The organism is Leptospira ilyithenensis (assembly GCF_004771005.1).
In the GTDB taxonomy this organism is placed as follows: domain Bacteria; phylum Spirochaetota; class Leptospiria; order Leptospirales; family Leptospiraceae; genus Leptospira_A; species Leptospira_A ilyithenensis.
In genome coordinates this window covers 21,990-43,557 of sequence record NZ_RQHV01000052.1, presented here as the reverse complement: position 1 = coordinate 43,557, position 21,568 = coordinate 21,990, and the positions used below count along the sequence as shown (strand labels likewise).

Genomic DNA, 21,568 nt, shown 5'->3' with positions numbered 1-21,568 from the left:
CGGAAAGGATTGGTCCTTTTCGATCAAGTTGCCTATGTACGGATTTTATTTTTCTTTTCCAAGCGAGCCTTGGCTCCCCGCAATTCGGAATCCGTCAGTCGAATCGCCCATTCCGGAAAATGTCTGAATAAAAAGTACTGCAACCAGGAATCCCAACCGGTGTATCCGATAAATTTTCGGTTCGGAATCCATCTAACAATTGCTTTAGCTACGCTTTCGACGGAATGCACCTTGTTCAGAGCGGAACCCATTTCCATTTCTTTTGTAATGGGCGGTTTGTCTTCATTTTCCCGAAGAAGCCCGGGAGTATCCGTCGTCGGGGGAAAAAATAATTTTACTTTCACATTATGAAACATCATCTCTTGGCGAAAGCCTTGTGCAAATCCTACGATCGCTTGTTTACTCGCAGCATAGGCTCCGTATCCGTAGATGGAAAAAAACGCGAGAGTGGAAGATAGAAAAACGATTTCTCCCGATCCTTGTCGGATGAATTGATTTTGGAAAGCAAGAGCAGTATTCACATGCCCGAAATAATTTACATCCATAAGTTTACGATAAACGGAATCGTCCAGGCTTGCTGCCTCTCCCACTTGCGCATAACCGGTATTACATATTAATAAATCCAAACCACCCAAAGTATTGATAACATCCTTGGATACGGATTCTACCTGTTTTTTATCGGAAACATCCATCACCACATAACCAAAAACAGCTTCGGCATGACCGACCATTTTCAATTCGGCTACCGCTTTTTCCAAATTTGTCCGATCTCTCGCACAGATGATTACGTTTGCTCCTTCTTTTGCCAAAGCGAGCGCGATTCCTTTTCCGATGCCGACAGATCCTCCGGTGATGAAGACCTTTTTGCCTTTGTATTCGTTATTCATTATAAATCCTTTTCAGTTATCGTTCGATTTGGGCTAACATCAAATTCCAAACAAATTTCTTACATGGCAGATTTCTCTTTTTTGAAAAACCATACAATCGAATTTATCCGTTAGAACGGAAGAAAGATCGAATCCGTTTGTTTTACTTCCCTGAGAATATTCTGATTTTTAAAAAAACGAGTTGGCATTTTAAAAACGACCGGCTAAGATCACTTCCCATGAAGAGAACCCACCTATCCGCGTTTGCCACGATCTTACTCTCTCTGGTAGCCTGTTCACCCGATTCTGGCAAATTGAAAAATTCAGTCTTCAATCTATTGCAACAAAGTTCCGGACAAAGTGAAAATGCCAATATCCTAAATCAATCCGCAAGCTCAAGAGCTATCAATGTTTCGGTTCCGGTTCATTCTTTGGATTATTCGGATACAACTGCGGAAAGGGAAATTTTCATCTCGGAAAAAACCAACAATATCACAACTGATAAGATCTTCGTAGACGGTTTGGGACGGGAAGTATCCTTTCGGGGTTTCAATATTTCAGGAAATATGAAACTTGCGGAACACGGTTTCAAACCTTTTAAAAACGAGTCGGACGCAGAGATAGCATTCACAAGACTCGGCAAAACAACCGGTTCCAATATCATCCGGTTTACGATCGCCTGGGAAGGAGTTCATCCTTCCGTCGATACGATCGACTACTCTTACTTAGATGCAATCATCGGACAAATACGAAAGGCCACCGCAAAAAGAATGTACATTCTTTTGGACTACCATCAGGATTTATTTTCCAGACATCTATTCAATAAGAATTCCTGGCATACCGGAAACGGAGCGCCCGCATGGATCACGAAAGGCGGATCTTATCCGACGGAATATTGCGGATTCATTTGCGCAAGCTGGAGTCAAAACAATCTTACGAACGAAGCAATTCGAAGAGGGTTTCGCAATTTTTGGAACAACGCTTCTCTTTCCTCTTCTGCCGGCACAAGAAATATGCAAAACGAATTCATCTGGCAGATCGGAAAAGCTTCTTCTTACATTAAGGAAAAGTTGAGTGCGGAAGAATTCACTTATGTATTGGGTCTTGATCCGTTCAACGAGCCTGTTGACGGAGGAATGGAAGGTTTAACAGCCGCGCAGTGGGACAATCAAAAACTTTGGCCTATGTATAGGAAAGTCCGAACCACCTTGAACCAAAACGGTTGGGAAAACAAATGGGTATTCGCCGAGCCACTCGTATTTTGGAACACAAACATAGGTTCTGCGATTGTTCCGGCGACAGGAGGAGGTCATCTTCTTACTCCACCGGGTCCCGGCTTCGTATTCAACTCTCACTTCTATGACGCAGGTAGAATGGGAACGGATTTAACCGGAATCGACAATGCTACTTATTTCAAATATCTGGACGAGATCCGAAAAGAATCACGTTTTTTGAATATTCCGGTTTTCTTAAGTGAATTCGGTATGTGGCTCAAAGGAACGGGCGCAAAAGACACTCCCAGAATGCTCAATGCGGTCTACCAAGCGATGGAAGTCTCAGATGGAAACCAATCTTCCAAAACAAGATTCGCCGATTTTTATAATCCGGTCGTATCGGGAACGGAGTGGCATTGGGATTATTATTACAACAACCACCACGAATATATGAACGGAAACAGTTCCAAGCTGATCACAACAAAAGATGCATGGAACGAAGAGGACTTTTCCGTTGTTGGAAATTACGGAACAAGTTTCAATGTGGATTATCACGTATTGCAAAGATCTTATTTTCGAAGATCCCAAGGCCGTGTGATGAGTTCTCATTATAACGCAATCGGATACGATACCTGGAATAATGTTTTTCAATGGGCTGCGATCAGACCGGGCAATACGGAAACAAAATACTTCGGAGACAGAAGATTTACAATTCTTATTTGGAAAGGAAGAAACTCCGAAGCTCCGACAGAAATCTATCTTCCTCCTCATTTCGATCCGAATCAAACAGTGCTCATTTCCGAAAAACGAATTTATAACAAATCCATTCCCTTCTCTCCGAACCAGGAATCAAACGAAGCGATTTTTATAAGCGATAGAAACAGAGAGACTGGCTCGGGCAATATCGTAATCTTATGGGACGACCAGGATTCGGAAGAAGATCCGAACTCTACTTATCATTATGTATTGTTAGTCGATGCACAGGGAGTTTCTTTTTCCAACACCGTCTTGCAGGACTTACAATCCAAGTTAAACAACAGGATTCTCTCGGAACAAAAAAGTCCCGTTTACTTCACCGGAAAGATGACATATTCGGGTTATCCTGCGGAATGATAGAATCAATTTCAAACGGCTTTGCTTGGGGCTCTCTTCCTTCCGAAACATCATATGGTTCACATTCGAAGTTGGGCGTTCCCGATCCGACGGAATACAAAGCTAATATTGATTAGGGGCCGGGCTGACTACGGGCTCCGCTTACGCTTCGGTCGCAAAACGCGACCGCTTGCGCGCCCTTTGCATCCCTAACGCGGAACTTGCGAACAAATTCGAATAATTTTTAAGGTATTTCTTTTTTTAGATTTCCATCCCGGATAAAATGATATATGAAATTTATCATGGACATTCTTCGTTTGCAGATGCGGAGGGCATGCAGTTTTGAACTTTGACTCTATTGAAAAAAAAAGATGCCCCTGGTGTTTGAAGTTCGATCAGTACATCCGATATCATGACGAAGAATGGGGTGTTCCCGTTCATAATGATCTAACCCATTTTGAATTTCTAATTTTGGAAGGGGCACAAGCAGGTCTCAGTTGGGCCACTATCTTGAAAAAACGGGAAGGTTATAAAAAAGCATTCGCCAATTTTGATCCTGAGAAGGTTGCAAAGTTCACCGACAAAAAATTGGAAAAAATATTACTCGATCCCTCCATCGTGAGAAATCGTTTGAAGGTTTATGCCGCAGTCAACAACGCCAAACGATTTTTGGAAATCCAAAAAGAATTCGGTTCCTTCGACAAATACATTTGGAGTTTTGTAAACGGCAAACCCATTGTCAATCGCAGAAAAACCTTAAAAGATGTGCCTGCTACAACGAAAGAGTCGGACGCATTGAGCAAAGATCTGATCAAACGAGGATTCAAATTTGTAGGCAGCACGGTAATTTATGCACATATGCAGGCCACCGGTTTGGTAAATGATCACTTGGAAGAATGTTTCCGTTATAAGGAAACTTTAAAATTAAAATAGAAGTCTAAATTTAATAATGTTTATGATGGAAAAGATATGAATGTCAAAGACAGTGAGATTAAAGATATATTAGTAAATTATAAAAAGATTGCAGTGTATGGCCTTAGCCATGATCCGCAAAAAGCAAGTCACTATGTCCCTGCTTATATGAGAGGGCAAGGTTGGGAGATCGTAGGAATATACCCGAAGGTTCATGAGGTGAGCGGATTCACAATTTACAAGAGCCTGAGTGAAGTACCGCTTGCATTCAGGAAATTTGTAGATGTATTCCGAAGTTCGGAGTCCATCCCCGAAGTGGTCGATGAAATACTGTCCGTAGGCGGTGTAGAGATTTTATGGCTCCAGCTTGGAATTTCCCATCCTGGAGCGGAGACCCGTGCAGAAAAGGCAGGGATCCGAGTTGTCTCTAATCGATGTTTGATTATCGAACATAAGAAGTATTTTTAAGGGCTATTTCTAAATCATGCCAGGTTAAGTAATATGAAAGCAAAAAATCAAATTTATAGAGTACTTTCCATTGATGGCGGAGGTATCAAAGGCATATACGCTGCTTCCTTATTAGCAACCTTAGAAAAACATTATAAAATAAAGATCCACGAACAATTTGATCTGATTTGCGGAACATCAACAGGCGGGATCATCTCTTTAGGTTTGTCTCTTGGAATTTCAGCATCCGACATTCTCCAATTTTATTTAAAATTTGCTAACCAAATATTTCCAAAACATCGTAATCGTTTCAAAATCTTAAATCGGTTCATCGGGCCATCCTACAAACAAACCCCGCTCAAAGACGCGTTGACATCAATCTTCCATAATCACACAATGAAAGATTTAAAAACGAATGTTTGTATTCCTGCTGTTGATATAAATACGGGCAAACCTATTATCTTTAAAAAGGATCATCGCCCATACTTAACACGAGATAACGAAACTTATCTTGTAGACGTTGCCTTATCAACGTCCGCAGCACCGACCTATTTTCCCATACATAGCTTTGAACATAACCAAACAAAAATCCTAAACCGATATACGGATGGCGGCTTATGTTATAATAATCCTTCCTTAATCGGATTTATAGAATTTATCGAATATTTTTATAATAGTAAAAAGAATAATTCCTTGGGAATTTTATCCATCGGAAATATCTCTTCTAAGCCCATCGCTTTAAAATCAGATTTCATTTCCGCTATTAGATGGTTAACGCCTTTAATTGAACTGATTTTTAGTTCTCAATCGTCCGGAGTGGATTATACTTTGTCAATTCTACAAAGAACGCAATCAACCCCATTAAAAATATATGAAAGAGTGGAAGAAAAGAAAAGCTATCCAATCGAACTTGATAGCTCTGATTCAAATTCATTAAACCAACTGGCAAGTTTAGGCAGTTCTACAGCGGATCATATCAAAAATCGAGAGAATATAAAAGAGCTATTCGGTGTAAAATAACAGAACTTCGGTTCAGCTTTGATTCAATAGAGCCCAGGAAGATTATTACTCAGGAAATAAACCTACGTTAATTGATAGGATAAAGATTAAATTTGAGATTGTATGACGTACTAATTGATTTATAAAATGACTATGACAAACACTTCGCTGGGTAAAATACTGGATTCCGCATGCCGATCAATCCAAAACCAAATAGGCTCAGGGAAAGTTGCCAATTACATTCCGGCACTGGCACGGGTTGATATAAAAAAATTTGGAGCAGCCATTCTGACATTGAACGGAGAATCTGCATTTTTCGGCGATGCATACGAATCATTCTCAATCCAAAGCATCTCGAAAGTTTTTTCTCTCACTTTAGTATTAAATCAAATTGGAGACAAACTGTGGAAGAGAGTACATCATGAACCTTCAGGAAATGCATTTAACTCGATTGTTCAACTTGAGATGGAACGCGGGATTCCCAGAAATCCGTTTATCAATGCGGGTGCTCTGGTTCTAAGTGATATTCTTTTAAAGGACAGGACACCGGAAGCCAGTATTCAAACTATTTTGAATTTCCTTCACGAGATAAGTGGAGAAGGTCGAATTGGCATTAATCATGAAGTTGCTATATCCGAATTAGAGAATGCACATAGAAATGCCAGTTTGGTTCATTTTATGAAAAGTTGCAATAATATAGAGAACACAGTATCCGATGTTTTAGAAGTTTACTGTAACCATTGTTCCATTTCAATGAGTTGTGAAGAGTTGAGTCGATCCATGCTATTTCTCGCCAAAGAAGGATTTGATCCAATCTCAAATAAAAGAATCATATCCCCCGAACTTGCCCGACGTATAAATTCTATAATGATGTTATGCGGACATTATGATGCTTCCGGTGATTTCGCTTATAGAGTCGGGCTGCCTGGTAAAAGTGGAGTTGGAGGCGGAATCGTTGCCATCGTTCCGGACGTTGGTGTGATTACAGTTTGGTCTCCCGGATTAAATAATAACGGCAACTCTCTTGTTGGCACATCGGCTCTCGAGGCAATTGCCAGAATATCAAATTGGAATATACTTTAGTTACTCTTTTAAAATGTTTTTGAGTATATCCCGGCTTCCTAAAATTTTTAGAGTCGTTGCAAGCCCGCCCATCATAGCACCCGCAATCCCAGGTGAGCCCCCAGCGTCTACTCCTGTTAGAAATAAACCTTCGATTGGTGTTGTTACATCAAACCAGGGAGATTTTGTTTTGTCATAACGCTCAGGAACACAGGCGAGTCCGTAGATCGCACCATCCGGATGAGAAGTAAAATGTTCATTTGTTAGGGGAGTCGATACTTCGATGTATTCAACGATATTTTTGAATCCGGGAAATCTCATCTCTATTGTATCAACAACCGAGTCTGCAATTTTCTTTTTGAATTCTTCATACTGTTCTCCTCTTTTTTTCCAAGGAAGGTCTTTCCATTTTTCAAATAGAGAATAATCGGTAAATGCGATCATATCCGCAGTATGATTTTTTGCATCCGGGTCTTTTAAACTCGGGAAGGACATATATAGATTTTTGACTTCACCAAAGTTCTCAAGCCATTCGTTTCTTTTCCTAAAATTTTCTTCATGATCATTGGAAGCAAAGATCCAATAATTTTCTCCTTTAAATCCAAGTTTTGCAGGGCTTTCGGAAAGACCCATATACACACAAACACTCGTTGCCATCTTTTCTTTGTTATAAAATTCACTTAATGATTTTCTAAACGGAATTGGCACGGATTCAGGAATTAATTTCATATAAGTCGGATAAGCACCGGCGCAAGATACAATGATCGGAGCAAAATAATCCCGTTCCTTTTTTTCGCCTCGAAGAAACTTTGTCTTCACACCAATTGCTTTGCCGTTCTCAATAATGATATTAACCACCTCGGTCGTATTAATGACCGCACCACCATTCCCTTCAATGATCGGCTCTACGCTTTCAAATATTTTTCCACCACCACCTACAGGATAAAATCCGCCGTTAAAATAATGCACAACAAGTGCGGCATGTGTCGCAAACAAACACTTGGAAGGTGGAAGACCATAGTCTCCCCATTGCGAAGCAAGGATTGCTTTGATGTCTTCATTTTTAAAGTGATGATCGAGATAATCTTTCAAAGTCACGATTTCAGGATTTTCCATTTGGGCGGTAAATGCGCTCAACTCCGGAGTAGTTGATTTCATCATCATCGACTTACCGAACAATGCCGATGCTTTATGCAAATCTTTGAAGTATTTATGAATCGATTCTTCTTCATCGAGAAATTCTGCGATTAAATCGGATTTGAATTTTTCTTCGTTTCCGAAAAGTTCAAAGGTTCTGTTCGGATAAACAAATTTTTCAAAAGGTTCCGGCATCTTATTCCATACCACTTTCTTATTTGTAATTTTATCCATAAGCAAACGACTAAAACCACCTGAATGCATATCACCTACATAGTGAATGCCTACGTCCCAATGAAATTTATTTTGCTTTCTGGCGAATGCGTGAGTGTAACCGCCCACCTGAAAATGTTTTTCTATAACGAGTATTTTTTTTCCTGCGTATCGGGAAAGTAAACTAGCGACCGTAAGACTACCCATTCCGGAACCTATACAGATTAAATCAAAATTGTCGTTTAAATTTTCATTTTTCATTGACCTTATTCTCCCCATGCGCAATGTTTACACAGAACACATTCAATGCAACCTATCGTCAATTAAATGTAATACATGTCAACATGAAAAAAAATACTGAAAAATCCACATATCATCACGGTGCTTTAAAAAGAGCACTGATTGAAGCCTCCTTAAAACTTTTAAAGGAAGACGGTTACCAAGCACTATCCTTAAGAAAAGTCGCAAAATTGGCAGGGGTTTCCCAATCGGCTCCGTATAGACATTATCCCGACCTTGAGTCTCTCATGGCTGAGATCGCTACGGAGGGATTCAAATTATTAGCGGAAAAATTAAAGAAATTACGCACCCAATTTGCAAACCGTTCGTTACTACAATTCAGGGAATCCGGGATTCGGTATGTTGAATTCGCTCTGAAAAATCCCGATCTTTTTAAAATCATGTATGGCAATCAAATCCATGATCATTCGAAATATGATACTCTTATCGCGGCCGAGGAAGAAACATTTGATGTACTCGTAAATATTATTTCAGACTGCAAAAGAGACGGACTACTTGTGACAAGTGATGTAAAAAAAACATCGATGGCATCTTGGACGATGGTTCATGGAATTGCCGTTCTACTCTCCGGCAAACAGATGATGTTTCGGAAAATTGATTTTAAAAATGCGAAAACAATAACGAAAGATATGATTGAGCATCTTTATCTTGGAATGAAACCGTAGCGTGATTCCGTTCTTCAAAAGGATGTTACACAAGAAATAAAAAATAATGCGCAAGCTACGAATTCAGTCTTTTTAACGCTTGAACGTCCTCTACATCCTGAAGCCGACCGGTTTTTGACTTCATTTGTATCAAACCATCCAAACTGATTACAGACAAAGGCCCGAAATCTGTTTCTGCAAAGAATGTTTTGTAATTTCTGACATCTTCCGTGATAATAATATCCAAACAATCTCTGAATCTTTTTGGATTCACAAAATTCCATGCGACCAAATGTTTCTCTTTTTGATAGGTTCCTAAGTTGAGAAACAAGTCCTTAGCGCCAACAGGCAGCAATGAGTTCATTCCAATAGATTTTAAAGCGGATTCTATTTTTAAAAAATTCTCTTCGCTTATTTCCGTAATGATATCAACATCAAATGTTCCACGAGCTACCCCATGGATTGCGACTGCATATCCTCCAACGACTGCAAAAGGGATTTTTTCTTTGGTAAATAAGTTTTGGATCCTGGATAGAAACATAGCTAAGCAAAAATCATTCTGGATCAGAACCAGAGTGATTTCTTGTCTGCGACCACTTCTCTAAACATTTCTGCTTGTATTCGATAAAAAAAGATTCGGGAAGCAACAAACGATATTCTTCTAGAAATTCAAGTCTCTCGCTTATCGACAGCTGATTACTTTTGTGAATGTATTCATTTGTAAGAGTTTGGAAGATCTGCATAAATAAGAACTGAATTCATTATAAACAAAATCTCATGTCTAAGTAAATCCCTTTTCTAAGCTCATATATGCGCTAAATTCAATCATTCCAAGCAGGAAAGCAATCTACGTTCCCAATTCTTACTCACAGGACGTCCTGTCTCAGGTTCGTAAGCTTCGCCAGAACTCCGGCTTCTCTTCTAGAGAGTCAGTTCAATTTTGGAGTTATGGCTCGATCATCCTCCCATCCGGGTCGGAATTCGATCAAGTAGGAGGCGGGAATTACCCGCCGTCCTCTCACACCACTGTACGTACGGATCCAGGTCTTCGCCACAACTTTTCCTTATGGAAAAAGTTGTATAGCGGTTCACCAACTCTTACGAATCTCACGATGCAGAAGAGAAAGATTTATCAACCCACACTTAATCCAAAATTGGTTGTTCATAGCAGTGTGTGGACTTACCCCATCGAAAACCATACAGTTTTCTAGCTCCTAACTGATAGGAGTAATACTATGAATAGCACTAGTAACAACAGTAGAAATTTATATCCTCTCTTAGAGGGGCGGGCCTTGCCGACCAATCAATGATCTACAACAGTAGAAATTTATATCCTCTCTTAGAGTGTCCAGGATTTGGCGGAACCCCTGCCGCATCTACAACAGTAGAAATTTATATCCTCTCTTAGAGATGCGGTAGGTAGTGTGCGGCATCGACATCTACAACAGTAGAAATTTATATCCTCTCTTAGAGGCGGTCGTATTTTTGTAAGCCAGTATTATCTACAACAGTAGAAATTTATATCCTCTCTTAGAGAGTATGGTTCTGATTGTCGTTACATCGATCTACAACAGTAGAAATTTATATCCTCTCTTAGAGATTCTACTCTTAAACCATCCATAATCATCTACAACAGTAGAAATTTATATCCTCTCTTAGAGGTTCTCATTACAATCGATGAAGTTCACATCTACAACAGTAGAAATTTATATCCTCTCTTAGAGCCTTTTCTTTAGTGGTCTCGACACAATCTACAACAGTAGAAATTTATATCCTCTCTTAGAGTAGACATGTAGCACCAAGAATATTTTTATCTACAACAGTAGAAATTTATATCCTCTCTTAGAGATTTGAGCATACTTGCCCTTAACCAATCTACAACAGTAGAAATTTATATCCTCTCTTAGAGCGGATGCGGATGTCGCAAAACGGTGTACATCTACAACAGTAGAAATTTATATCCTCTCTTAGAGTTTCTTAAAGGGAATCATACTATTGTATCTACAACAGTAGAAATTTATATCCTCTCTTAGAGAGGTATTTGTATATTAAAGTTGATTTGAGGGAAATTTGCAATGGATTTTATGTTTATTTGCGTATAAATTGGACATATTTCAGAAAGATTTCTTAGTTTTTCGTCGAATTTTCTCATAAAGACGGAGGTTTGCATTCTATATAATCAATAAATCTGATTCTTGGTTTTTAGCATACCCATACCTCGTAATTTTGCACTGTTTGCTCATTTGAAATATCATGATACTATCATCCTGTGAGAATCTTTTTTCGAAATAATATTTTATCTGAGTTTGTATATTTTCTAATACCCGTTCGCTGTTTTGTATCTCAAAAAGCGAGTATTGTTGCCTTTCCCCATATTTTTTCAAAAATTTCGCAAATTTGGTTCGTAGCTTCGTATCGCTTATATCGTAGGAAATCAAAAGCACAATTTACTCCTTGGTGATAATTTCAAAAATAGGGAATTCTTCTATTGGTTTATTTCTCATAAAGGCTCTGTAATATTCCTGAACGTATTGAAATATAGGTTCTTTGTATTTTAATATATCTTGAACTATCCACTGGCTGTACTTTTTATTTTGATCGATTTTAAGAAACCATTGTCCTCTGTTATGTGTAAAATCTTTCTCTTGTATCTGATTCAATCCATAAGCTGATTTAATTCGCCTATCAATGATACAACGAAAAGGTTCAACTAGGTCGCAGACCAAAGACTTCCTCTGATAGAAATTCTGATGATATACTCCTTTGTATATATCAAAGCCGTATAGATTTAGCATTGCTTCTAAAAAGTAGAATAAATAAGTGTACCCGATATCCATGATCGTATTGGTTATATCAATTTTAGATCTGGGTTTTCTGCCTTTCCAGTTCAATTCTTCGAACCATGCTTGGAAAAATACTCGCGAAGAAATTCCTTCCATTCCCAGAATGGATTTTAAATCCCTTTCTGATTTTTCTTTATAAGTTTCCAAATTTATAATTGCATCTTTGACTCGATTCGTTTTGAATCGAACGGATTTAAGTAATGCAATTTGATTTTGAATTTTATTTTTTACAATATGGAGAGCAATATCTGTATTGGTATATAAATATTGTTTCTGCCTTAATAGAAAATTTCCCTCAGCTGAAGAATTCCAAACCCCTATCGGTTTTAAGCCATAAGACATTAAGTAGATGGAGAATCCGAATTTTTTACTTCTCTCAATAATCCCGGTCGTAATCGTTGTTCCACCAACGATAATAACCGAAAAGATTCGATGACAAGAAGTTTGTAAAATGGTGTTCTTTTCTCCATCTTTAATGATCAAATTATCGTTCTTAAACGAAATGGATTGACCTTCACTAGGAAAGGAGACTATAATATTTTTCTCACGGAAATCTGGTAAACTTAGCATAGGCTGTAATCACATAAATGAGAATAGATACAATTTTTGCATTTCTCAGGGTTGGGGTTAAAATTTGGATCATTTAAGTCAAAATTCTTCAATGCTTCTATTGTTGATTCAAACTTTGCAAACATTTCTGGGTCATCTTTCGGAAGTGAAATTGGATAAGATTGGTTGTGGGTTCTATCATGGATTTTAATTTCCTTAACTCGGTAACCTAACTCTTCCAGAGCAAAGAAATGTGCATACACTTGAAAAACGTACCCGTCATAAATTTTGGAAATCTGATTCTTACGTTCCAATAACAACCCAGAATCAATAAAGAAAATATCAATTTTACCTTGTAACCCATACTTATCCGAGTAGAGATCCATACCCATGAGCACATTTTGACTTGTAGTATAAGTTCCTTTATCTATAGATTCATGAGCTACTTTACCAGCTATCTGCGGCTTGGCATGGTACATACTCTGACTGAGAGATCCATGCACTTGGTGAAAGTAAATGGATCTAGGACAAAAGATGAAGTCATTCAAGAACGATATGGGAATGTAGGATTCCATATGTTAGGTAGAATTGCTAAACAATTTCCAAGTCTTTATCTGCTTTTGTACTACTTTTTCATTTTGAGTATAAATTTCCCAATCTTCCTTTGTAACATTGAGTCCTTTTATAAATTCAGCAAATTGTTCTCCTTTCTTACTCATCTTTTTCCCAAGCAAGTCACCTTGCTGAACTTCCCCTTGATGTGTCAGTTCTGCCCATTCTTCAAAGACAGTCATGAGAAGTTTTTTATCTTTTACTTTTGAAATAAGGTTTGGAAGTTTTTGCCAATCAATTTTCGTTCCATCTTCAAACAATTTTTCGATTTGAACTCTCAAACGAATCTTATCCAAAATTACAATTCCTTTCCGCGCGATATTGTAGGCTCCATTGGAATCTCCATTGCTTGGAAGTTCATAGAATCCTTTTTTGTTCGGTTGAATTTCTTTGGAACAATAGAAAGGATAAACGGGCGATTGAATATAATCATTCGAATCTTCTCCTTTTTCTATTTTTGAATCAACAACTCTCATCTTCTGTATTGCAATAAAGTAAAAATGGAGGTCTCGGATAAATTTATCATCTTGTTCTAGAATGGTGGATTTTAGATCGTTTCCGTTCTCAATTTTTATTTTGGCATCCTCGAATAGTTTTACAAGTTGATCATTTACATTATAAGTTTTTTGAGTTTTGGAATTTGAATCATACTCAGATCGAATCACACAACTGCATACTGTCCAATTTGTCCGATATCTTTTTTCTTCAGAATCAGGCTTTACTGAGTTCAAATCATAATTAAATTCAAAGTAGTTTCCATTATAAACAATCTTGGTAAAATTCTTATAGAATTCCCTTGTTTTTTCTTTATGATATGGATCATAAATATTTTGCATAAAGCCAGTGACAGGATCCACTTTTGATGTATAACTCGCAGTTGCATAAAAAAGGACTCCTGACTGTTTACCTAATCTTTCAAAGCTTAAGAATTTATTTGTTAATTGATAAGCATTCAAATGATGCCCAGGTTCATTTGATTCTTTGCGGTCTTTGAAAACCAGATAATTCAACTTTTCTATCAACGACTTTTCAAATTTTTGATAAACTTGTTTTTCAACTTTAAATCTACCTCTTTTAAATCCCTTATTTAAATCTTCGAGTACCACTATCGCATTGTATTTAACGATCAAATTTGATAATTGGTGTACTACGTGTGACAAATATCCTGCTTTTAGTTCTTTGATATTTTCAATTTCTTGCCAAGATTCCCTTGCCTCTTTTCTTTCTGACTCTTTTTTATCTAAGATTTTGTGGTACGGTGTCTCAAAGGAGACTGATTGTTGGTTTTTATCTTTATATTCGGATTTAATGGAATTCAGACTACCAGCATCGAGTATTTGCCCTTGCTGATTGATAACTGTAAAATAAAGGAGATGTTTTTCTCCACGGTCGATTCCAATGATGTTCACATTTGGATTTTTTGCTATATTTTCTTGAACTTCGTTATTTACATACGGATTTCCATCTGCCTTAAAATTCAATGTGATAGGGCAATGAAACAAGAATTTGTTTTTCGTAAATCGATTGTCTTTGATTATATCATATTCAAATTTACTAGTTTTTTTCACAGCATTAGGATTCTTATTTTGTATTTCCTGATTTTTGAAATGAGTGATTTTTTCTTTTTCATGAATAGAAGCTGGTCGAAAGAACACTTCCGCTTGTCCGTTTAGTTTTATAACTACATCTTCAAGGTTTTTCGAATCAAATAACAACTTCCAATAGGTCGTATGGAGGTTTTCTTTTCCTTTTGATTTTTCTGAAAAATCTTTATTGTAGATTTGGAAAAGATATAGTTTTCCTTCATTTATTTTTTTATTTATGTATTCTTCGGAAATGTCTACGAAATCAATCGTATACCCTATTCCATTTAAATCTTTATAGAATTCATCTAGTGACTTGTATTCGGACACAGATTTTAAGGATGAGTAATTATAGTTAAGGCAACTTTTATAACTTTTCGTAAACTCAATACAAAAAGTTATCCAGTTTCGTAAGGCGGACTCATATCCTTTTTTGTCATCTGTCGCACGATAATATCCGATTTGAAATTTTTTTAATCCTTTTGTATCTTCATCCTCACCTATTTTAAGAGTAAACTTTTTGGTGGCTGTATCATAAACTGTATTATTAAGTAAAAAGACTTCTTTTGTGATTATAAAAGGTTTTGCAAATTTTTTATTTTCAATTCTATAATCAGTGTCGAATTTCTTAAAATGCTCTATCACTTCATTTAGCTGTGTGGTGCATTTTGGTATTAAAGTAGTAAATTTGCTTTGTTTATAAAATGCTTTCGAATAACGTCCTTTATTAAGATTGGAAATTGCTTTTAAGTCATCAATTACTTCCTTATATTTTTTTACTTTTTCCTGGTCGATTTTCGAAATGTTTTTACTCTCTTCTTTTTCAAGATTCTTTCTGTTTTTTTCAATTTCATCCAATCTCTCTCCTTCGTTAAAATACTTTAAGTCTTGATTAAAGCTGGAATCAGCTATTCCTAGATAGTAGTTATCCGCCTTCTTAAGTAGAAATCCGAAGTTTGCTGCTTCCTTATCTACATCCCAACCATCTAATAACGTAGCGTTGTCGAAGTTTATTTTTATCTTATCAGTATTTCCTGGTTTTTTGGTTACATGGTTTCTTACCTTGTTGTACAAAATGAAAACATCAAATTCCTCATTGAGCCATTGTGTAAGCGTATTCTGAAAGTCGCTGCAACCATCTAAGGATTGATCTTCTTTTAGATCCTTTGAATTGACTAAAAATGATTCAATGAATTTAGATAATCTCAAACAGGAATCAAGATATTCTTTAATGGACGGAACAGACTCTTTTTTATTTGTTCCAAGCGATTGATTTTTTATGGATTCGACTAATATTGCATTTTCGTAACTTTCAAATAAACCAGGAATTTTAATTGTGGTTTCTTTCCCAGTTTCTTGATCAATCTTTTGAAATGTTTCACCTTCAGATATTAGCTCATTCAATTTTAAATTTGTATATTCTGATACCTTAAATCCATTTTTAAACGTTTTTTTCCACTTCTCTTTGAAAAGAGATCTATCATTGGCCTCTTTTGGCGTTGAATCTAGATATTGTTGTGAATGCTTTGAGATAAGCCTTTCGATTTGAGCGAAAGAAATATACTCTTGTTTTTTGAGTTTTTCTTTTTCTACTCTAGTGAGTGGTCGTTCGCCGGATTTTAACATTCCCTCTACTTCTGTATACCAAAGATTGTGGATGGTATTATAACCTCCAAAAATATCAATTGATAGATTCTGAATTGACTTTTCACTCAGATAGAAATCTTCTTTTACGGTAGCGCGTTCTTCCAATGAATCGAATGTTTCATGAAACTCTCTTTGAATATAGGCAATTGCACTTTCTTTGATCTCTTTACTTGATGCTGAATGCCTTTTCTTTTTTTCATTCCAGTCATTACTAAATTCTTGGATTTCCTTTAACATTTCTACATCATCTTCATACTGATCAATGAAGTTTGTTTTTCTTTCACTCATGATCTGTTTATACATAATCTGAAGAGAAGGGAATTTTCTCTTGTCTTCATTTAATTTCTGTCGAGTTAAATTGATTAGTTCGTTTACTCCCTGCTTTTTCTCAGCTTTCACTTCTGCGGGAATTCCACCAAGGACAGTGTTGAATGCATCAATGCCTTCTTGGTTGAGTAGATAAATGAACGATTGTGGAGTGAGTAATTTTTCAAATTTAAGATTAAATCTTGGTTGAACTATTTCCATATCTAATTCTTTGAGTTTTGATTGAATATCCCATTGGACTAATTTTAGATTTTCCTTTGCTTCTTTATGACCAATAGAACTAGTGAATTGCTCCCATCTTTTAATGTTTTGGAAAAAGAATTCTATATTTTGATTAAAAAGTCTATATGCAATTGAGGTAGAAATCTCGCCATCAATGTCATAGACATTTGCTCGATTTTGATTGAATCCAGAAAAATAAGTTCCAAATTTTTCAAACGTAGAAAGCAAGTCGGCTAATTCTTTTGTAGTATATTCGGATCCATCATCCTTTAGAAATTTTATATTATCTAACTCAATCTGATATTTCAATAATTGAATGGGATCCGATGTATTTCCAAATAGTATCTGAACATTGCTTGCAGACAATCTAATCTTTATATTGTCCGGGCTTTTAATTTTGTGATAACTTATAAACTCTGCCTTCCAGGCATTGGCTTTAGAGTTGAGTAGTTTCCCAAGTTTTGAATATAGGTCCTTTTTCGATTTCTCTAAGGATTTTAAGACAGTGGAATTACTTTTATCACGAGTATATTGAATCCAGTTGTCAAAATGAGTTGCAAGTAAATCACTCCATGCAACGAATGTTTTACTCTTTTTATCCTCTTTTTCGAACTCTTTCACATTTTCAGAGGATAATGCCTGATTAATAAATAAAATATGGAGTTGATTCAGTAATTTTTTAACAATTTTATAATCTCTTGCCCGGTCAGCATCAGTTCCCTTCGGAATATTCTTTCCGCTGATCCACTCTGCATCAATAATTTCCTTTTTCACAATATTCTCTTCCGTCTTCCCCACTGGCCTCAATTCAAACCGAAGTGTTTTAGATACGGAATATTTACGAGTAAAGTTGTCCCAAATGGATGTTGCTTTCATATGCTGCCCCTCATCGAAGATTATATAACCGCGAATTCCAAAAAATGAATCAACAAATTAATTAAAATATTACAGTCGCTAAACGAAAATAAATCTCTATCTTTCGCCACTAAACACGTGATGGTCGGACAAATTAAAGCGACATCAGGAATTTAATTCAATAGATTTGAAATATGAACGGCTGTTTTTATTGATGAACGTCATTCTCAAACGAGAAATGAAAATAGGAAAAATCAAAAGGCTGTTATCTTTGCTTGTTGTATCAAGCGCAATGGAACCAAGAAAATATTGGGTTTTGGAACTCTTAAAGGGTTTGAATGGATGTTTTCCAAGATTTAGCTGCTAAAACTCTTCCTATCTTCACAGACAACTTCAACTGATCGGAAAAAGAGAATATGGCGGATCTTTTATTGAAATGAAAAAATCACTAGCTTACTTTTTGCTTTTCCGTAAAAGGACTAGAAAACATTTAATGCCATTTGAATCGATCCATTTGGGTGACTACTTTTGCAACCTACGGGACCAAACCAATTCCTGGGTTCAAGGCAAAACTCAATCAACTTTTTGATTTACGGTTGGGCGGACACGATCTTATGCTAGGGAAGGTTTACACAAAGTCCCTAGATGGTCAAAATGTAATACTTTCGACTGCTGTTGATGTCTTATTTAAAGCCTACGGACTTCTCCCAAACGACCATTTATTTGTAGAAACATGGATCGTTGTGTTACTATTTGGATACTGGCTATCGAAATTGTAGAAAAGAAATAATTTAAATTAATAAATTTTAACTAAAGGCATGAATATTGGAAACTAAATCAGGAAATTCAAAACAACAATCACGCATCACTTCTGCTTCCTTATGGGCAGAATTAAAAGATGCCCTCGCAGGTTCGGAAGCAGACTATACCGAAGTTAGCATGCGTAAGGCGATATTCCTGCTTTCCGTTCCAATGGTTCTAGAACTGGTACTTGAATCGGTGTTTGCTGTAGTGGATATATACTTTGTGGGAAAACTCGGTGCCTCGGCTGTTGCCACAGTTGGTCTCACGGAAACATATTTGTTTTTATTGTATTCCATAGCGATGGGTCTCACTTTTTCTGTCACCGCCATTATCGCTCGAAGGATTGGAGAAAAAGAAAAAGAGAAAGCAGGGACAGCTGCTGTTCAGGCCATATTCATCGCTTTTGTAGCATCTATCCCGTTTGCAATTGCAGGAATATTTTATTCAAAAGAACTTTTAGTTTTGATGGGGGCGGACACTTGGGTGCTTACGGAAGGATACCCATATATGCAATGGATGCTTGGCAGCAATGTTGTAATAGTTTTGTTATTTATGATCAATGCTGTTTTTCGGGGTGCCGGAGATGCTGCCATTGCCATGAAGGTACTTTGGATTTCCAATGGTCTCAATATCATACTTGATCCCATACTTATTTTCGGTTGGGGCCCCATTCCTGCGTATGGAATTACCGGAGCGGCGATTGCCACCGCGATCGGCCGTGGAACTGGTGTTTGTTTTCAACTTTGGCTATTGTTCCGTGGAGGAAAACACATCCAAGTTTTAGCCTCTCATTTAAAAATCGAATGGGAAACCATTGGAGGAATTCTAAAAACATCGATTGGAGGCATTGGTCAAATGATTGTGGCGATGACCTCATGGATTTTTATCATGAGAATTCTTGCCGAGTTTGGTAGCCAAACAGTCGCAGGTGCTACCATTGCACTTAGAGTGATGATGTTTACGATGATGCCGTCTTGGGGAATGTCCAATGCCGTAGCCACACTTGTCGGACAAAATTTGGGAGCAGGCAAACCGGACCGCGCAGAACAATCTGTTTGGTTTACAGGCTATTGTAATATGGGGTATTTGATTTTGGTCTCCATTGTATATTTTTTTCTGGCAGAAAGTTTAATTTCCATTTTTACAAGTGACCCTCTTGTGATTCAAATTGGCGGGAAATGGTTAACGATTGTTTCCTATTCCTACTTTATTTATGCATGGTGGATGGCCGCATCACAAGCGTTTAATGGAGCTGGTGATACGATGACTCCTACTAAAATCAATATTGTATTTTTCTGGCTCATTCAAATTCCACTCGCCTACACTCTAGGTAAAAATTTCAATTTTGGTTATGAAGGAGTTTTTTGGTCCATGATGGTGACAGAATCTTCCGTTGGGGTTTTTACCCTATGGTTGTTTACCAAAGGAAAATGGAAAGAAACCAAAGTTTAAATTTTTCTGAAATTGAAAATTTCGGGAAATATTACAAGCCCGTTGTCTAAAACGGGCTTGTATTGCAAAACAATAGTGCCGATGATCATCATTCTATCGAATCGACAGCCTGCCTATACTGCAATGGGCTCTGTCCCGTGGCTTTTTTAAATTCCACATTGAAAGCAGTTTTGGAACCGAATCCGGTATCGTAGGCTATGGAAAGGATAGACGTCTCCGGTTTGTCTTTGAGAAATCTTTTAGCTTCTGTAATACGAAAAGAATTGAGATAACCTCGAAAACTCACACCTAGTTTGGAATTGAGCAATTCAGAAGTTTGTTGGACCGTAAGGCCAATGGCAAGAGAAGCGATTTCTAAATCAAGTTTTTCGTCTAAATAGGGTTTGGTTTCCCGCATCCATGATTCCAGTTTTGCGAGTGATTTTTCTGTATTGACAGAGTTTAGTTTTGACTTCGCATAACGAGTGCTTTTGCTTGCATCCGTGCTTAATGTAATAATACGATGGAGAATCTCATTTCTTTCCCCCTCTAATTTTTCGTATTTTTGCAAGAGATTAAACAATAAGAAGAATAGATCGATAGGAAAAATAAACACAGCAGAATATAACAGTGGTGTGGAATAAGGCAGGATTCCCAAAAAATAAAAGATCGTATTGTAACTAATGATAAAATACGATCCCCAACTTATAAGAAAGAAAAGAATTCGTTTTTCCCCTTTGAAATATATTTGTATTCCGGTTCCGAGAATCATAGGAATGGAGAAAAGATAAATATAAGTAGCAATTCTTGAGAAAATTTTGGTCGTATAAGAGATAAGAATTGCAGGAACACAAAGGAGAGCCACAATCCCAATGATAAGTAAAATCCGATCAATCCGAGGGTTGTGTAATTTTGTATTTAAAAACATTCGCACAAATTGGAATGAGAAGGGAATCCCCAAAGTAGCAAATACTAAAATGGCTTTGTTTTGCCACCAAGTGGATTCGGGCCACAAAACATCATAAGCGTTCCCATATTGACCGTTATACCATAATACAGTACAGACTACATATCCTGCGTAGAAAAAAAATTCACTTAAGCCAAAAGCAAAATAATAAAAAAGAGCAAAAACAATCATAACGGCACATACACCTAATATAAGCCAGGTGATTGCCGTTTCCAGAATCATACGTTTATTAAATGATCTTTCTTCCATCGAACGAATGGGAAAAGAAATTAAGGATTTTGATTGCAATCGAATGTAAAAATAGGAACCTTCCGAATGTTTAGGTATTTTAAAGCCGGGGTAAAGGGCTTCCGGAAGAGTCCACTTCGACTTAGGGACTGTGTCTCCCGTTTCGAAGGTTTGGAATTCTTTTCGATTCACTGGGTAATACAGAATGGCAGAGTCGAGTGCTTTCCATTCGAAGGAAAGTATTCTATCGGGTGAAAACCCACCTTCGCCTGTTTTTCCCCGAAGCCAGATGACATCACTTGTAAAATTAAATGAGAGTTGGGTTTTGGAAATTTGTTTCCAAGATTTTTGTCTTTGAATTTGATCAAAAGAAATATCTGTACTAGGGTCTAAAAAGAATTCGAAAAGATTGGTTACATTATGATCTCCCGGGTGATCCGGCGTGCAAGAAATTCCTGTCAACATTAGGAATAAGAAAAACATCCAGGAAATTTTTTTCATCGCACACAATTTACGCCTCAACCTCCAGAGTCTGACAAGCCTTTTTGCAAAACCGACTTCTGTATGAATGATGAAAAAGTTCTTTTAAAAGATTAGAAATCCGTAATCAACAA

General features: G+C 37.1%; 15 protein-coding genes and 1 CRISPR repeat array. Of the genes, 7 read left to right on the top strand and 8 right to left on the bottom strand.

Annotated features, from left to right (window positions below):
* Window positions 1-32: 32 nt before the first annotated feature.
* Window positions 33-887 (bottom strand): SDR family NAD(P)-dependent oxidoreductase, encoded by an 855-nt coding sequence (locus EHS11_RS12560; RefSeq protein ID WP_167884434.1) that lies wholly within the window; start codon window positions 885-887, stop codon window positions 33-35.
* A 218-nt stretch (window positions 888-1,105) separates the two neighbouring features.
* On the opposite strand from EHS11_RS12560, the gene EHS11_RS12555 reads away from it, so the two are divergent.
* The 5 genes from EHS11_RS12555 to EHS11_RS12535 all read left to right on the top strand — a co-directional run bounded on the left by EHS11_RS12555 (window position 1,106) and on the right by EHS11_RS12535 (window position 6,613).
* Window positions 1,106-3,193 carry a glycoside hydrolase family 5 protein gene (locus tag EHS11_RS12555; RefSeq protein ID WP_135764761.1) on the top strand — a complete coding sequence of 696 codons (2,088 nt, stop codon included), beginning with the start codon at window positions 1,106-1,108 and terminating at the stop codon, window positions 3,191-3,193.
* Between the two features lie 321 nt (window positions 3,194-3,514).
* Window positions 3,515-4,105 (top strand): DNA-3-methyladenine glycosylase I, encoded by a 591-nt coding sequence (locus EHS11_RS12550; protein ID WP_135764760.1) that lies wholly within the window; start codon window positions 3,515-3,517, stop codon window positions 4,103-4,105.
* Between the two features lie 36 nt (window positions 4,106-4,141).
* A complete protein-coding gene (locus tag EHS11_RS12545; protein ID WP_135764759.1) occupies window positions 4,142-4,552 on the top strand; it encodes a CoA-binding protein in 411 nt (136 codons plus the stop codon).
* Window positions 4,553-4,585: 33 nt separating this feature from the next.
* Complete coding sequence (locus EHS11_RS12540; RefSeq protein ID WP_135764758.1) at window positions 4,586-5,551, top strand: CBASS cGAMP-activated phospholipase; 966 nt, start codon at window positions 4,586-4,588, stop codon at window positions 5,549-5,551.
* A gap of 132 nt (window positions 5,552-5,683) precedes the next feature.
* Window positions 5,684-6,613, top strand: a complete 930-nt coding sequence (locus tag EHS11_RS12535) for a glutaminase (RefSeq protein WP_135764757.1) — start codon at window positions 5,684-5,686, stop codon at window positions 6,611-6,613.
* On the opposite strand, the gene EHS11_RS12530 is transcribed toward EHS11_RS12535, so the two are convergent.
* On the bottom strand, window positions 6,614-8,203 hold the full coding sequence (locus EHS11_RS12530; RefSeq protein WP_135764756.1) for a phytoene desaturase family protein: 1,590 nt from the start codon (window positions 8,201-8,203) through the stop codon (window positions 6,614-6,616).
* Window positions 8,204-8,286: 83 nt separating this feature from the next.
* On the opposite strand from EHS11_RS12530, the gene EHS11_RS12525 reads away from it, so the two are divergent.
* The gene (locus EHS11_RS12525; protein ID WP_135764755.1) at window positions 8,287-8,907 is read left to right on the top strand and encodes a TetR/AcrR family transcriptional regulator; all 621 of its coding nucleotides are present in this window, start codon (window positions 8,287-8,289) and stop codon (window positions 8,905-8,907) included.
* A 55-nt stretch (window positions 8,908-8,962) separates the two neighbouring features.
* Here the strand turns inward: EHS11_RS12525 and EHS11_RS12520 are convergent, their stop codons facing one another.
* The 5 genes from EHS11_RS12520 to cas12a all read right to left on the bottom strand — a co-directional run bounded on the left by EHS11_RS12520 (window position 8,963) and on the right by cas12a (window position 17,545).
* The gene (locus tag EHS11_RS12520; protein ID WP_135764754.1) at window positions 8,963-9,427 is read right to left on the bottom strand and encodes a hypothetical protein; all 465 of its coding nucleotides are present in this window, start codon (window positions 9,425-9,427) and stop codon (window positions 8,963-8,965) included.
* Between the two features lie 706 nt (window positions 9,428-10,133).
* Window positions 10,134-10,921: a CRISPR direct-repeat array (repeat unit 36 nt; unit sequence ATCTACAACAGTAGAAATTTATATCCTCTCTTAGAG).
* Between the two features lie 136 nt (window positions 10,922-11,057).
* A complete protein-coding gene (gene cas2, locus EHS11_RS12510; RefSeq protein WP_135764752.1) occupies window positions 11,058-11,330 on the bottom strand; it encodes a CRISPR-associated endonuclease Cas2 in 273 nt (90 codons plus the stop codon).
* A gap of 3 nt (window positions 11,331-11,333) precedes the next feature.
* A complete protein-coding gene (gene cas1 / locus EHS11_RS12505; RefSeq protein ID WP_135764751.1) occupies window positions 11,334-12,299 on the bottom strand; it encodes a type V CRISPR-associated endonuclease Cas1 in 966 nt (321 codons plus the stop codon).
* Window positions 12,293-12,853, bottom strand: a complete 561-nt coding sequence (cas4, locus tag EHS11_RS12500; protein WP_135764750.1) for a type V CRISPR-associated protein Cas4 — start codon at window positions 12,851-12,853, stop codon at window positions 12,293-12,295. The genes cas1 and cas4 overlap by 7 nt, the downstream gene beginning before the upstream one ends.
* A gap of 3 nt (window positions 12,854-12,856) precedes the next feature.
* Window positions 12,857-17,545, bottom strand: a complete 4,689-nt coding sequence (gene cas12a, locus EHS11_RS12495; RefSeq protein WP_135764749.1) for a type V CRISPR-associated protein Cas12a/Cpf1 — start codon at window positions 17,543-17,545, stop codon at window positions 12,857-12,859.
* Between the two features lie 843 nt (window positions 17,546-18,388).
* Here cas12a and EHS11_RS12485 point away from each other — a divergent pair.
* Window positions 18,389-19,780 (top strand): MATE family efflux transporter, encoded by a 1,392-nt coding sequence (locus EHS11_RS12485; RefSeq protein WP_135764795.1) that lies wholly within the window; start codon window positions 18,389-18,391, stop codon window positions 19,778-19,780.
* Window positions 19,781-19,868: 88 nt separating this feature from the next.
* Here EHS11_RS12485 and EHS11_RS12480 read toward each other — a convergent pair whose 3' ends face one another.
* A complete protein-coding gene (locus EHS11_RS12480) occupies window positions 19,869-21,437 on the bottom strand; it encodes a 7TM diverse intracellular signaling domain-containing protein (RefSeq protein ID WP_135764794.1) in 1,569 nt (522 codons plus the stop codon).
* Window positions 21,438-21,568 lie beyond the last annotated feature (131 nt).

Excerpts from the sequence above, each read along its gene's own strand:
- EHS11_RS12555 (WP_135764761.1), top strand. The coding sequence starts at position 1,106 with ATGAAGAGAACCCACCTATCCGCGTTTGCCACGATCTTACTCTCTCTG.
- EHS11_RS12530 (WP_135764756.1), bottom strand. The coding sequence starts at position 8,203 with ATGAAAAATGAAAATTTAAACGACAATTTTGATTTAATCTGTATAGGT.
- cas4 (WP_135764750.1), bottom strand. The coding sequence starts at position 12,853 with ATGGAATCCTACATTCCCATATCGTTCTTGAATGACTTCATCTTTTGT.
- EHS11_RS12520 (WP_135764754.1), bottom strand. The coding sequence starts at position 9,427 with ATGTTTCTATCCAGGATCCAAAACTTATTTACCAAAGAAAAAATCCCT.
- EHS11_RS12540 (WP_135764758.1), top strand. The coding sequence starts at position 4,586 with ATGAAAGCAAAAAATCAAATTTATAGAGTACTTTCCATTGATGGCGGA.
- EHS11_RS12560 (WP_167884434.1), bottom strand. The coding sequence starts at position 887 with ATGAATAACGAATACAAAGGCAAAAAGGTCTTCATCACCGGAGGATCT.
- EHS11_RS12545 (WP_135764759.1), top strand. The coding sequence starts at position 4,142 with ATGAATGTCAAAGACAGTGAGATTAAAGATATATTAGTAAATTATAAA.
- EHS11_RS12525 (WP_135764755.1), top strand. The coding sequence starts at position 8,287 with ATGAAAAAAAATACTGAAAAATCCACATATCATCACGGTGCTTTAAAA.
- cas1 (WP_135764751.1), bottom strand. The coding sequence starts at position 12,299 with ATGCTAAGTTTACCAGATTTCCGTGAGAAAAATATTATAGTCTCCTTT.
- EHS11_RS12480 (WP_135764794.1), bottom strand. The coding sequence starts at position 21,437 with ATGTTTTTCTTATTCCTAATGTTGACAGGAATTTCTTGCACGCCGGAT.
- cas12a (WP_135764749.1), bottom strand. The coding sequence starts at position 17,545 with ATGAAAGCAACATCCATTTGGGACAACTTTACTCGTAAATATTCCGTA.
- EHS11_RS12535 (WP_135764757.1), top strand. The coding sequence starts at position 5,684 with ATGACAAACACTTCGCTGGGTAAAATACTGGATTCCGCATGCCGATCA.